Annotated in this window: 13 protein-coding genes and 4 tRNA genes; 11 read left to right on the top strand and 6 right to left on the bottom strand. The window is 43.4% G+C overall.

Annotation, left to right across the window (positions count from 1 at the left end; all coding sequences use genetic code 11):
• Positions 1-6: 6 nt before the first annotated feature.
• From BLP80_RS11295 to BLP80_RS11305, 3 genes are all read left to right on the top strand, one after another.
• On the top strand, positions 7-654 hold the full coding sequence (locus BLP80_RS11295; RefSeq protein ID WP_090543303.1) for a DUF2959 domain-containing protein: 648 nt from the start codon (positions 7-9) through the stop codon (positions 652-654).
• Positions 655-882: 228 nt separating this feature from the next.
• Entirely contained in the window at positions 883-1,803 is a 921-nt protein-coding gene (locus BLP80_RS11300) for a 5'-nucleotidase (RefSeq protein WP_256325068.1), read from the top strand.
• Between the two features lie 267 nt (positions 1,804-2,070).
• Positions 2,071-2,451 (top strand): VOC family protein, encoded by a 381-nt coding sequence (locus tag BLP80_RS11305; protein ID WP_090543307.1) that lies wholly within the window; start codon positions 2,071-2,073, stop codon positions 2,449-2,451.
• A 359-nt stretch (positions 2,452-2,810) separates the two neighbouring features.
• Here the strand turns inward: BLP80_RS11305 and BLP80_RS11310 are convergent, their stop codons facing one another.
• Positions 2,811-3,407, bottom strand: coding sequence for a cytochrome P460 family protein (locus BLP80_RS11310; protein WP_090543309.1), 597 nt, complete (start codon positions 3,405-3,407; stop codon positions 2,811-2,813).
• 266 nt (positions 3,408-3,673) lie between these two features.
• Positions 3,674-4,456 carry an exodeoxyribonuclease III gene (xth, locus tag BLP80_RS11315; RefSeq protein ID WP_090543311.1) on the bottom strand — a complete coding sequence of 261 codons (783 nt, stop codon included), beginning with the start codon at positions 4,454-4,456 and terminating at the stop codon, positions 3,674-3,676.
• Between the two features lie 331 nt (positions 4,457-4,787).
• Here xth and fdxA point away from each other — a divergent pair, with 331 nt between their 5' ends.
• Positions 4,788-5,111, top strand: coding sequence for a ferredoxin FdxA (gene fdxA, locus BLP80_RS11320; protein WP_090543313.1), 324 nt, complete (start codon positions 4,788-4,790; stop codon positions 5,109-5,111).
• Between the two features lie 105 nt (positions 5,112-5,216).
• On the opposite strand, the gene BLP80_RS11325 is transcribed toward fdxA, so the two are convergent.
• Positions 5,217-6,314 carry a transglutaminase-like domain-containing protein gene (locus BLP80_RS11325; RefSeq protein WP_090543315.1) on the bottom strand — a complete coding sequence of 366 codons (1,098 nt, stop codon included), beginning with the start codon at positions 6,312-6,314 and terminating at the stop codon, positions 5,217-5,219.
• 76 nt (positions 6,315-6,390) lie between these two features.
• On the opposite strand from BLP80_RS11325, the gene BLP80_RS11330 reads away from it, so the two are divergent.
• From BLP80_RS11330 to BLP80_RS11360, 7 genes are all read left to right on the top strand, one after another.
• The gene (locus tag BLP80_RS11330) at positions 6,391-7,071 is read left to right on the top strand and encodes an alpha/beta hydrolase (RefSeq protein ID WP_090543335.1); all 681 of its coding nucleotides are present in this window, start codon (positions 6,391-6,393) and stop codon (positions 7,069-7,071) included.
• Positions 7,072-7,201: 130 nt separating this feature from the next.
• Positions 7,202-7,276, top strand: a tRNA-Gly gene (locus BLP80_RS11335).
• Between the two features lie 102 nt (positions 7,277-7,378).
• A tRNA-Cys gene (locus BLP80_RS11340) sits at positions 7,379-7,452 on the top strand.
• Between the two features lie 175 nt (positions 7,453-7,627).
• Positions 7,628-8,107, top strand: coding sequence for a hypothetical protein (locus tag BLP80_RS11345; protein WP_090543317.1), 480 nt, complete (start codon positions 7,628-7,630; stop codon positions 8,105-8,107).
• A 137-nt stretch (positions 8,108-8,244) separates the two neighbouring features.
• Positions 8,245-8,643 (top strand): hypothetical protein, encoded by a 399-nt coding sequence (locus tag BLP80_RS11350; protein WP_090543319.1) that lies wholly within the window; start codon positions 8,245-8,247, stop codon positions 8,641-8,643.
• A gap of 296 nt (positions 8,644-8,939) precedes the next feature.
• Positions 8,940-9,028 (top strand) — tRNA-Leu (locus tag BLP80_RS11355).
• A gap of 286 nt (positions 9,029-9,314) precedes the next feature.
• The gene (locus BLP80_RS11360) at positions 9,315-9,728 is read left to right on the top strand and encodes a hypothetical protein (RefSeq protein WP_090543321.1); all 414 of its coding nucleotides are present in this window, start codon (positions 9,315-9,317) and stop codon (positions 9,726-9,728) included.
• A 732-nt stretch (positions 9,729-10,460) separates the two neighbouring features.
• Here the strand turns inward: BLP80_RS11360 and BLP80_RS11365 are convergent.
• The 3 genes from BLP80_RS11365 to BLP80_RS11375 form a co-directional block, all read right to left on the bottom strand.
• Positions 10,461-11,261 (bottom strand): phosphorylase family protein, encoded by an 801-nt coding sequence (locus tag BLP80_RS11365; protein ID WP_090543322.1) that lies wholly within the window; start codon positions 11,259-11,261, stop codon positions 10,461-10,463.
• A gap of 226 nt (positions 11,262-11,487) precedes the next feature.
• A tRNA-Arg gene (locus BLP80_RS11370) sits at positions 11,488-11,564 on the bottom strand.
• Between the two features lie 208 nt (positions 11,565-11,772).
• Entirely contained in the window at positions 11,773-12,336 is a 564-nt protein-coding gene (locus tag BLP80_RS11375; protein ID WP_090543324.1) for an NADPH-dependent FMN reductase, read from the bottom strand.
• Positions 12,337-12,492: the final 156 nt, after the last annotated feature.

Here is a 12,492-nt window from a genome sequence, read left to right on the forward strand (position 1 = left end):
AACTTTATGAATTATTTATCCCGTTTTTTCGTTATTTCGTTACTACTTTTCCCCGCCGCCTGTTCCACCCTATACTACGGCGGCCTCGAAAAAATCGGCATTCCCAAACGCGACGTGCTGGTACACCGGGTCGAGAAAGCACGCGACACCCAGGAGGAAACCAAAGAACAGTTCAAGTCAGCGCTCGAGCAATTCACTGCCGTGACCAATTTCAAAGGCGGTGACCTGGAAGCGGTCTACAACAAACTGAATAGCGAATATGAAGCCAGTGCCGCCAAAGCGGATGAAGTCAGTGATCGCATCAGCGCCATCGAAGATGTCTCCGAAGCGCTGTTCACCGAATGGGAACAAGAAATCGCTCAGTACTCAAACGCTTCACTCAAACGCAGCAGCCAGCATAAATTGATCGCCACCCGGGCGCACTACCAGCAACTCATCACCACCATGAAAAATGCCGAAACCAAAATCAAGCCTGTGCTGACAGTATTCAAGGACCAAGTGATGTTCCTCAAGCACAACCTTAACGCACAAGCGATTGCCTCGCTGAAAGGTGAACTGGGCACACTCCAGTCTGACGTATCCTCGCTGATTTCCTCGATGGAGAGATCGATCAATGAAGCCAATGCGTTTATCAGCACTATGGAGAAGAAGTGATTTCCAGTTTGAAAGCTAAATTAACTTGTTGCTGAGTAACATGGGGAAACCCCACTAGCCCGAATATTTCATAAATTCGCGTGATGATCACGCAGGATTTTGATTAATAGGGAAGTTTTGAGAAGGAGGGGTGTAGTGATTCATACACCCGACTGAGCAAAATCTTTCTTATTAATCAAAAGACAAGTGAGGGCACGCGCCAATTTATGAAATATTCGGGTTAATACTATTCAGACATATCATCTAGATATATCGAGAGCTAGGTTTCTGAGTGGAAAGTCGCCGCACAAATATATACCAGCATTTAATGTTTCTTTGTTCTTGTCAGCAAATGAAGGAGATGTCAGGAGAGCAATCGAGGCAGGTTATCCCGCAGGTACCGTAATTCCTTCAGAAGTAGATAATGATGATGAAAATGACCATGAACTTAGGGTAGCTTTTGACTTTGATGGTGTGATCGCAGATGATGAGGCGGAGGCTGTTTATAAACGCAATGAAAATTTAGCTGAGTTTCTTGAGCACGAAACTTCAAAAGCTCAAATACCCCACAAACCTGGTCCATTAGCAGATTTGTTCAGAAAACTCTCTTTTCTCCAAAAAATTGAAGCTACACGAGAGAAAAACTATCTCGATGTGCTGCTGTCCGATTTTCCGGATAATGCTTTGGTGATGGATATCGGCTGTGGTACTGGGCGTCCGATGGCAGAGTATGTTATTTCTAAAGGTCACAGGGTACTCGGTATTGACCAAGCTGAGAAACTCATCCAACTAGCCAGGGCACGCTTCCCCGACGAACAGTGGGTGCTCTCTTCCATTGAGCAGCACCAATTCAGTGACGATTTCCATGCTGCCATCATCTGGGATTTGCTGTTTCACATTGACCGCTCAATGCACGCCACAATACTGCACAGGGTTGTTGAACATTTGCCAAAAAGCGGAAAGATCATACTTACGGTTGACGGCTCTGCGCATCCGCCATTTACAGATCACATGTTTGGACAGGAATTTTTCTACGACTCCAATACGCCAGAGGAGACTACACGTATGCTTCATGGCTTGGGCTGTCGAATAGTCATTGGGGAATTCATGAACCTACCCACGATAGGGCGTGACAAAGGGCGCTATGCTATCGTCGCGCAGAAAACCTGACTTGCAGGATTCATTCTGATACAACGGCTTACCAAAAACACGCTGAATGGATATCTGAGCGCATTACCGCGAGACAGCGACTTTTTGTCAAACTGGCAACGGCTGTCGAGCACCTCACTTTCTCACTTTTTAGTTGCCATCCTATACCATCTTAAGTAGTCTAAACAAAGAACTCAGCAACAGACAGCATCGGTAGCTCATAAAAATCAGGAATCCTGTTCTTATTCATGTGGTTATAAATGCCTTGCATTTTCAGGAGATATTCAAATGAACAATAATCCAGTCGGATGGTTTGAAATCTATGTAAAAGATATCGATCGGGCTAAGCGCTTTTATGAATCTGTCTTCGAGGTCAAGCTGGAACGCCTAAATAGTCCCCCTGGAGCAGAAATAGAGTTGTGGGCTTTTCCGATGGCAAAGGATGGAAGAGGAGCTTCCGGAGCATTGGTCAAGATGAAAGACGGTCCATCGGATGGAAATTGCGTATTGGTCTACTTTATGTGCGCAGACTGCGCCGTTGAGGCTCCTCGTGCGGTTGCTTCCGGAGGGCAAATCGTGCGAGAAAAGATGTCTATTGGTCAATATGGTTTTATTGCGTTGATCGCGGATACTGAAGGCAATATGATTGGCCTGCATTCGATGCAATAGCGCCATCCTGATAACGAATATCACTGCCGGATATAAACTGATACAAGATGCTGATTGAAAAGCGATACGTCAATTTGAGATGATGGTCGTATTTTGGAAACGACCGTGATTACTGATGAGGTGTCTCTGAAAATTAAATTAGCAACTGGCAATCTTCCATGGACCAAGGAAAATTGCCAGTTATGACTCTCTGCACAAGAAAATGAAACAGAATAAAAACGGTTGTTGCGTGAACCTGCCGCTGCGACCACGCAATGAATCATGATGACAATTCAATACGTGGAAAAGCGAATAGTTTATTTGTTACAAAACTGGATATTTTGATTTGTTGCTAATACTATGAAAGTTTGTTTGCGCAATTACTTTGGAGCGAGCACACCCGAAGCTCCAGTTTCTTTGGCTGCACGCAAAACCGGATAGAACTGAGTAAAAACAAGGTCGTCTTTGGCGTTAACTTTGTGGCATTCCGCACATTCTTGAGTCGGCAGGTTTTTGGCAGCCGCTACTAGAGGAGTACCCGGCACATAGAAAATATAGAATCCCCAGTATCCCGGCTCACTGGCAAAACGTTTCGAATCTTTGACTGATGCTTCCAGTCCAATGTAATCACCCATAAAATAGCCGTTGCCACTGCCTGGGCCTTTACGTTCCCCTACACTGATCAGTTCCTTAACAGTCATCGTGCCATCTCTGAATTCTCCCGTTTTTTTCCAGTGCGCATAACTTTCTGGATCAACATACACGGTTCGAATTTCAGTAAATGGCGCTTTGCCTTCGTTTAGTTCGTTCGGCGTAACCTGCGTGCCTACCATGACCCATTCACGATAATTCTGCGGCAAGAGTAATTCTCCCTTATCATTGAAGTGCGCAGCTCCTGCTGCAAGAGCATGGTTACCCGCACCAAACGACATCATCATGGCCACAATGCTGGTTGTAAGTATTTTTCTAAAACCCATTACAATTTCCTTTGATTGATAAAATAAATCTTTACAGTCTGCAATTTTTAGCTAGGACTAAGCCTCGGCGACTAAGGTATGGAGTTTATTACGCGCCTACATTTGCGTCAATGACGAGCTCACTCCTACCCGGTTAATCATAAATCCTTGATAGATAGAACCTGAAAGGTTTGAAATCGGGCGAAATTGACGTGATCGAAGCAGCAATTCTCCAACATGCACTAATTCAGATCTGACGGTTACTGAGCTGTCCTGGCAGTTGCAGATTAAGGTTGATTCAGGTTGCTGGTAATTTCAACCATAACAGGAGTGTGATCAGATGGCCGCTCCAGCTTTCTGGGCTCCTTATCTATGACACAGCTTTTACAGATACTGGCTAGCTCATTGCTGAGCATAATATGGTCAATTCTCAACCCCCTGTTTCGGCGGAAAGCGAGCATGCGGTAATCCCACCAGGTATACGACTTCTCCGGCTGATCAAATAAACGAAAGCTATCAACAAGACCAAGGTTCAATAATTCCCGAAAGGCATTTCTCTCGGGCTCACTGCAAAGCACTTGATCTTTCCACAAGTCAGGATCATGCACATCCCGATCTTCCGGAGCAATATTAAAATCTCCAAGCAAAGCTAATCGCGGATACCGCTCTAATTCCTTGCCGAGCCATTGATTCAGTGCTGCCAGCCATTTTAATTTATATTGATATTTATCCGATTCAATATTTTCCCCATTGGGCACATACGCACAGATCACGCGTACATCGCCATAGGTCGCAGCGATGATTCGCTTCTGCAAGTCATCCAAATTGGGAATAGCTCTGACAGCATCAATTCCGTTTTGCTTGCTCAACAGTGCAACACCATTAAACGTTTTCTGTCCGGTATAAATGGATTGATAACCAATCGCCGCGATTTCAGCGGCTGGGAAGAACTCATCCTGCAGTTTGGTTTCCTGCAAGCATAATACATCTGGTTGATTGATCTCTAGCCAATTAATGACCTGCGGAAGGCGAACCTTTAGTGAATTAACATTCCAGGTAACAATTTTCATAGTAGGTAATTTTTATTATTCAAAAAGTTTCTGCAAAGCACATCGTATCTTCTATAGGCAGTTCGCCACGATGGCCCGCATATAATTCATTCAATTCAGTAATTTGCCAAATTTAGCACAGAATGGATATTAGTAAGTATGAGTAAATTTAATGGCTATCTATATTGGAAATTACTGGAGATTTACTTTCGAAGCATTAAGGTAATGTATTTTTATAGTCTTACTTTGATTTTCTTGATGAGAAGGCTGCTGATAGAGTAGTAGAGTACCCTTAATTTCTGATAAAATTTAGAATTCTGATTCTTATAAGCACCACGCAAGGAATTCCATCATGACTTATGTAGTAACTGAAAGTTGTATCAAATGTAAATATACTGATTGTGTCGATGTATGCCCGGTGGATTGCTTCCGCGAAGGCCCCAATTTCCTAGTAATTGACCCGGATGAATGTATTGACTGCACATTATGTGTGGCCGAGTGTCCAGTAGAAGCGATCTATGCTGAAGACGATGTCCCTGAAAATCAACGCGGTTTCATTGCAATCAATGAAGAATTATCCAAGATCTGGAAACCTATCATCGAGAAAAAAGATGCGCCAGCAGATGCAGATGAATGGGCGAAGGTTGTAGACAAACGAGATAAGCTAGAGCGCTAGCGCAAATTTATATACGCTCATATGCCGTCTTACTAATACGCTGTATTGTATTATTCGTACGAATTCAAAGTATAAGTTTGACGGCAAATCGATTATTTATTGATTTCACAACTTGGCGCCAGTACCAACAAGCGCCGCCGAAATAATCTTGTAAGAAAATGCCTGCGGATCGAGGCTATCTAGTTGCTGTCCATCTATCTCAGCGTGCGGATACAAGAAAAACGGCACCTTACCTGCATGACTATTCTGCCCTAGGGTGATATTTTCACCATGATTGAAGGCTACCCAGTTCATTTCCCAAGCGCCAAATAATTTCTCTCTCAAAGCATTAACTTGATCGTGATTTCGAGGTAGCCCTTCCAATGCGATGACCTCACATACATCAGCCGGATCAGCTGGCACCCAACCAAGACCAGCAAGATAAAACTCTGCACGACAGTGTTGAGCTGTACTGATATCGCCAAACTTACCTAAATTCTTGTTCAGAGCTGATTCGTTTATCCGTATACCATATTGGTGTCGTGCAGGAATGCCTGAAGCGCGTGCCAATCCGACGAAAAGCGCATTAATGTCCGCACACTTGCCACTCAGGCTTTCATTCGCCATCACTAACTTGACATCACCCTTTCCTCTGCCACGCACACTCTTATCATAATTTGCATTATCGATCACCCAATCGTAAATAATCCGGGCTTTCTGCAAAGGATGGCTCTTATTGCTGTCTTTGATAATTGAAGAAGCTGTTTGACGCAAAATACCATCCAATGGTATTTGTTGAGTTGATTGCAGGAAACGTTTGATATTGTCAGGAATTACCGCTTTGGCAGGTGCATGATAAGAATGCAGATCAACTTGCCGGTCAGCGGTCTTGACGATGCTGCTCACAGTGACTTGACGTTCACCATTACCATTCCATTCAGCATGGAAAGCTGGGAAATCTGTTTGAGGAAGCGTATAAAACTTTGCCGATTTTGCACTACCACTCCATACACTCCCTTGTGTAAACTGGTATAGTGTATCGTTGGTATCTGGTAGTGGCAGCCAGAGACGTGCATTTTTGCCCGTTGCAGGCAAAGTCACTTGATATGACAAGCGATAACTGCGCCATTTGGTAGGGCTCGTGGTTTGCGCAAAAATTGATGGCGCAGTGGGAAGCAAGGTAGCACCTGCACCGATCAGTTTGATAAAATCCCTTCGTTTCATGCACATCTCCTGTATCCAGTATAAAATTTTTGCAAATCTAATCCTATTGCCTAATCAAGTCAATCTAACTTCAACCATGCCTATCCTTTCATCAGATTTTCTACCTGCAATTGAAATAGAATCAGACGAACATCCAACTCATACTATTTTGTGGATGCATGGCCTCGGCGCTGATGGCAACGATTTTGTGCCGATTATACAAGAACTTGAACTGCCACCCGAAACCACGATACGTTTTATTTTCCCTCATGCACCTAAACAATCAGTAACCATCAATGGAGGGCTTGTCATGCGTGCGTGGTACGACATCAAAAATATAAACCTGGATCATCATGAAGATGAAGCAGGGATTCGCAGCTCCCAGCAAGCGATCATGGCAATGATTAAACGAGAAAATCAGCGCGGAATTCCCTCTGAAAATATTGTGCTGGCTGGATTTTCTCAAGGAGGTGTCATGGCTTTGCAGGTTGGTCTTCGTCATCCAGACAAATTAGCGGGGATTATGGCATTATCAAGCTATCTACCGTTAGCGCATACCCTCGTAAAGGAAGCACATACGGCTAATACGCCCACCTCTATATTTATGGCTCACGGGAGCTATGATCCCATCATCCCAATCCACTTGGCAAAAGCTTCCAGGCAGCAGTTACTGGAGGCTGGCTACCAAGTCAAATGGCATGAGTATCCAATGGAACATTCTGTGTGTGCTGAGGAATTGGTCGATATCAGCAAATGGTTACAGGATGTTTTGCTATGACAAACCGAACCGTAAAACGATACTGATTTCCAGAAACTGGATTGATACGTTTCTTGACAAAATAAACAGCATCTTTATAATCCATTCTTTGTTTCTGAATTGTGTTCTTAAGTACGTAAAACTCTAGCTTGCGGGAATAGCTCAGTGGTAGAGCACAACCTTGCCAAGGTTGGGGTCGCGAGTTCGAGCCTCGTTTCCCGCTCCATCTAGATAAATTAGATTTTTATAGCCAGCGGTTAAAAAATCCATATCGCATTATTCATTGTGGTGGTACGATACAGACCACATTCTGATCATAGAAATAAATGGCGGGGTGGCAGAGTGGTTATGCAGCGGCCTGCAAAGCCGTCTACGCCGGTTCGATTCCGACCCCCGCCTCCAGAAAATGCAGCATATTTTGATTGCCCGGATGATGAAATTGGCAGACACAAGGGGCTTAAAATATGTGTGTACCAACGTTTGCACGATTTAATCCAGGTTAAATATCGGTTAGTTATCTGAATTAGGAACTCCTCAACTCCTTGCTATTCACACCTCATTCATAGCGAGGTGAAATATGGCAACAGTTCGCAAGCCAGCTTCAGGAAAATGGAATACTCAAATAAGACGTAAAAGACATCCAACCATTTCCAAATTCTTTATTGCCCAGAAAGATGCTTATATCTGGATTCGTAATATTGAGTCAGACATGGACAAGGGCATTTTTATAAATCCTAGCGGTGCCGAAAATACCACACTTGCAGAAGCCCTTATTCGTTACAGGAATGAAGTAACACCCAGCAAGAAAGGAATTAGCAGAGAACTAGAGCAAATCACTATGTGGATTAAACACCCGCTTTCCAAACGTAGCCTATCTTCACTAAAGTCTACTGATTTCGCTAAATATAGAGATGTACGTCTAAAGGAAGTAGCACCTGGAACAGCCAAGCTAGAACTTGCTCTCATCTCGCATTTGTTTACCATTGCAAAGAAAGAATGGGGCATTCCTATTGATAATCCTCCATCCAATATTGAGGGTGTCCTAGATCCTGTGTAAACAAAGGATTCTATTTGTAGTATTGATCAGTAGTAGCTGATTGATAAAACGTATAAAATGATATTGCAAATAGCATAATCACATCCCGCATCGTAACGATATAATGACTTATCTAAATCTGAAGAGAGATCAATGAAATGAAGAAGTTGTATTTATTTGTTTTGCTTTCACTATTTTCAATCACATCGCAGGCAGCAGGTCAATTTGACGGTATATACATGATTAGTATTAATGGTTCTGTCACTAATTATGTAACCCTGCATGAAAATGCAAATACAAGTCAGATGATCGCAGCAATCATTGACCCAGACCCTGATACTACCTGGATGGCCTTAAGCGGCACACGAATTGGAAATACTGCTACATTTGCTACTATTGCAGGAGCAAGCGCTATGGATATAAGTCTAAATATAAGAGCTGATTTCAATAGCAATAATCCTAATCCAACCGCAACTATCATATCTTGCGTTGATGGCGTTAACTATTCCTGCAGATTCCCTGCCGGCACTACTCTAAACATGATCAAAATTTTCTAATCATCTGCACAGAACGTATGGCCAAGCTTCAATCTAATCAGGTATATCCATATTTTTGACAATTCAGAAGAAAATACTTTCTTCAAATACAATAACAATATAGGCTAATTACAAGCATATCCCCCCATTGAAATGAGTGATAATCAGCATTATTTTATTCCAAATGGATTCACAATCCTCTCACAATAATTAATGCTCAATGGTGCTATTTCGCGATATAATTACACTTGCTAGTGATATTATCTACAATACTAAGGTATTGATAGCAAAGAGAAAGTAATATTCTAGTTTTGATTGCCCGGATGGTGAAATTGGTAGACACAAGGGACTTAAAATCCCTCGGACCTTAACGTCCGTGCCGGTTCGATTCCGGCTCCGGGCACCAACTTAACATTCAAAGAAATCCAGAATCTTCCATGAATCTTTAATATTCAAGGATTAGCTGGCTGTTTAATATCTGCTATAGTCCATTAACCACTAATAACTGCCAGCAAACTTGTTGGTATATTAATTGGTATCTGCTAAGATCAAAATTTGATACTAACAAATTGTCAAGCTCTAAGCACTGGTAATGTTTGGGGCTTTTTTATTTTGCAAACCACCAACGTTTACTACTTCAATCTGCATCTATATATATTAGAATGCCATTTTAAGGAATAAGAGCATTTACAATGAGAAGATTACTTTTTGCTATTTTGGTTTCCATGATGCTGGCTAATAGTCTTTATGCAAAAGGAGGCAAAGGCAGCGTATCAAAAGGTGCATTTACTTCCAAGCAAAGCAGTTCTCAGCCTGCCACCACACAACAAAAGAGAACTGATACACCGAATCATTCAACTTCAGCACAAGCACAGGATACAGCGCATAGCAAACCTGCGCCATTACCTGCAACCGGCTCAAGTGCATCTACACCAACACCTAACGCACCAGCTGGAAATCCATCATTCCTTCAATCGGTCATGCCGGCTTTAGTAGGTGGTGCAGTTGGAAGCTATGTCGGCAGCAAACTGGCTAATGAGGGAGATAATGAAAAACCAGCAGAAGGAAATGAAGCAAAGAAGGAAGAAGAGCACTTAATGCCATAATCATATTATGGCATCATCCATTTAAATACGAGGAAGCTACCAAGGAAAATATACTTTCCTTGGTGATTTCTTACCCGAATTTCTGGGAAGAAATCATATAATTAATGAAATCTTTTGATGCGAGTCATTGTGTGTGAGTCAATTTCAATAGACACTCGTAATTTACTGCATTTCGACAATGCACCCTTACCTTCTTGGTGCAAAAAGGCCCGAATAGAGCAGGCTCCCGCAAGATTATCAAGAATCGAGACTTATTCCCGACGAATGAGGTATTGTTGAAATCGCTCTATCTGGGGCGAATTAGCACTAGTCAAAAGTAATGAGTTATGCCGCTTTCAAACTGGAAAGCCGTTTTTAAATCGATTTGCTATCTTGACCTTGACCTTGGCATTTGTATTCAGACTCCTCCCAGCTTCTATTCTTGGGTAACCCTGATCAAGTACCAAACGATAGCATCCAACTTAAACTTCTTCAAATATTTATTTCTCGTAATCATTCCCCAATCTCCAGTTAAGATAAATTATCTCTTAACTAGCAGATCGTTTCAGCAAAGCATTCACTGTTCTCGGTGAGCTTGTCTAACTGACAAGCAATTGATTAAAATATGAATTCTATAAGATTAGGTCAAGCGATTTATTTGCATATATTTTACTGAAACGATCTACTAGGTTGGTGAATTCTATCGAATCATGTCAGTTCTTACGAGCATAGCATAGACTAAGATATGAGGAGTCATGGAAGGTGTTTATTTACAGCGCTTGAATTGATATCCTGCGGCAGTGTTTGTCCGAGCAAATACTGCCAGTCGCACGCAAGCGCATCGATAATCGCCAGAGTTTTGTCAGTCAAGCTGGTGACGGCAATAGCGAAGTTTTTTTCGAATTCACTTGGCGAGTCAGGGTGAGTATCGATAAGGTCGGTGACTGATTTGATTGCGAACACCGGCGTACCGGTGATGTACCCCACCCAGGCAACGGCAGCAGCTTCCATTTCCTTAAGAATCGCGCCGTGAGCCGCGATCGCCGCCAGATCCTGATCAGTAAAATCAAGAGCGTTACCGCTGGAAATATTACCGAGCGAAAGACTGAGCTCACGTGCTAGGAGACGGACATCGAGTGACGGATAAGCACCTTTCCCGAACTTGTCCCAGCCGGGAAGTGGAATGCGATGGTCATGAAAGTAAAAGGCCGACTCGCTCAAGTAAACCTTTCCTATGGAAGCGCCGTGTTTAGCAAAGCTGCCGGCAGTGCCAGCACTCACCAAAATATCAGGATGAAATTCCGCCACAGTTGCGAATGCAGCAACCGCCGCCGGTTCCGTGCCGATGCTATCGACCTGATAGCGGGGATCTTTCCCGGGGACAGTGATAGTGAGTTCAAGGGAGGCCATCGGGCGATCTCGATAAATGCCACGATAAAACTTCAGCGGCAAGCGTTCATAAAACGGGCGCGGCACAAATGGCTTCAAAGTCAAAGCGTCAACCAAGCCTTGCGCTTCGGCTTCCATCGCCATAATTAGAGAAAGCTTCGGCATCCGTGGAATTATTGCCTGGAATCAGACGCGAAGAGAACAGAAAAACATGAGCAATCCGGGTTAGCGGGCATCTCAATTGGTATATAAAGAATGAACACTATTTTACTAAATAAAAACAAACGCATAGCCGGATGTTTAGTCAGACTCGCTGCTGAACGATAAAAAAACCGTCTGTTTAAAACAACATTAAGTATGAATATAACAGGAGCATTCTAAAAGAATTAATTGGCGCGCCCGGCAGGATTTGAACCCACGACCACTTGGTTCGAAGCCAAGTACTCTATCCAACTGAGCTACGGGCGCCGTCTTTTCTCAAATAGCTATACTTTAGTTTTAAGCAATTACCATCTCTCTTAGAAAAAATATTATAGCAAGCATCTTGCTCAGCAAGAAATTAAAGTTTTTCTAAGCTTAACCGGCCATCGGGCAGCAACTGTGCACCTTGCCCTGCGCCCGTAACACCGAACACTCCAATCCCACCCACCTGAAGAATCTAGGTTAACGCATAAAATTACCGCTTCAGCATGAGTGTCCAGTCGTGAAGCGCCTTGAGCAACCCTCGGATATGCTCGCGCGTTGATTCGTCAATCAATCTGCCATTCTGATCAAAAGCATTCTGCGCATTGCTAATCATCACTTCTGGTCGGTTAAGTAGTCGTACATCCAGGAACACCACACTTTGCCGCAAATGATATTGAGCACGCGCCGTGCCAAAACGGCCGGGGCTAGCGCCCATTACAGCAGCAGGCTTACCAGAAAAAGGCTGCTCTGGTGGACGCGATACCCAATCAATCACATTTTTGAGGACGCCGGACATGGAGTAGTTATATTCTGGTGTCACAAAAAGCAGCGCATCCGCAGCCCGTATTTGCTCGCGCAAGCGTTCCACTGGCACGGGAAATCCCTTAGCGTAGATATCTTCATTATACAACGGGATTTCCGAGATATCCGCTATGGCAATATGCATCTCCGCAGGCGCAAGATGTACCGCCTCCCGCAGGGCTGCGGTATTATAAGAGCCTTCCCGCAAGCTGCCAGAAATCCCCAGCACATTGATTTCATTGGACTTCACCATTATTCAACTCCTTCGTTATCTTATCGACCCGCTGGGTCATAATCAGGGCAATCCTGCACTAAGAAGCTGTCTGGCAAAACGATTTCCATTAGAATCAAGGATTTTTTGATAGTAAGCTAAGAGATGTCATACAAAACGGATATAAATGATGAGGAA

Origin of the sequence: Nitrosomonas sp. Nm132, from assembly GCF_900100485.1 — a bacterium.
GTDB lineage: Bacteria > Pseudomonadota > Gammaproteobacteria > Burkholderiales > Nitrosomonadaceae > Nitrosomonas.

What these genes read in the sequence shown, in the direction of transcription:
- fdxA (WP_090543313.1), top strand. Translation starts at nt 4,788, where the DNA reads ATGACTTATGTAGTAACTGAAAGTTGTATCAAATGTAAATATACTGAT.
- BLP80_RS11295 (WP_090543303.1), top strand. Translation starts at nt 7, where the DNA reads ATGAATTATTTATCCCGTTTTTTCGTTATTTCGTTACTACTTTTCCCC.
- BLP80_RS11350 (WP_090543319.1), top strand. Translation starts at nt 8,245, where the DNA reads ATGAAGAAGTTGTATTTATTTGTTTTGCTTTCACTATTTTCAATCACA.
- BLP80_RS11360 (WP_090543321.1), top strand. Translation starts at nt 9,315, where the DNA reads ATGAGAAGATTACTTTTTGCTATTTTGGTTTCCATGATGCTGGCTAAT.
- BLP80_RS11345 (WP_090543317.1), top strand. Translation starts at nt 7,628, where the DNA reads ATGGCAACAGTTCGCAAGCCAGCTTCAGGAAAATGGAATACTCAAATA.
- BLP80_RS11310 (WP_090543309.1), bottom strand. Translation starts at nt 3,407, where the DNA reads ATGGGTTTTAGAAAAATACTTACAACCAGCATTGTGGCCATGATGATG.
- xth (WP_090543311.1), bottom strand. Translation starts at nt 4,456, where the DNA reads ATGAAAATTGTTACCTGGAATGTTAATTCACTAAAGGTTCGCCTTCCG.
- BLP80_RS11325 (WP_090543315.1), bottom strand. Translation starts at nt 6,314, where the DNA reads ATGAAACGAAGGGATTTTATCAAACTGATCGGTGCAGGTGCTACCTTG.
- BLP80_RS11305 (WP_090543307.1), top strand. Translation starts at nt 2,071, where the DNA reads ATGAACAATAATCCAGTCGGATGGTTTGAAATCTATGTAAAAGATATC.
- BLP80_RS11375 (WP_090543324.1), bottom strand. Translation starts at nt 12,336, where the DNA reads ATGGTGAAGTCCAATGAAATCAATGTGCTGGGGATTTCTGGCAGCTTG.
- BLP80_RS11330 (WP_090543335.1), top strand. Translation starts at nt 6,391, where the DNA reads ATGCCTATCCTTTCATCAGATTTTCTACCTGCAATTGAAATAGAATCA.
- BLP80_RS11365 (WP_090543322.1), bottom strand. Translation starts at nt 11,261, where the DNA reads ATGCCGAAGCTTTCTCTAATTATGGCGATGGAAGCCGAAGCGCAAGGC.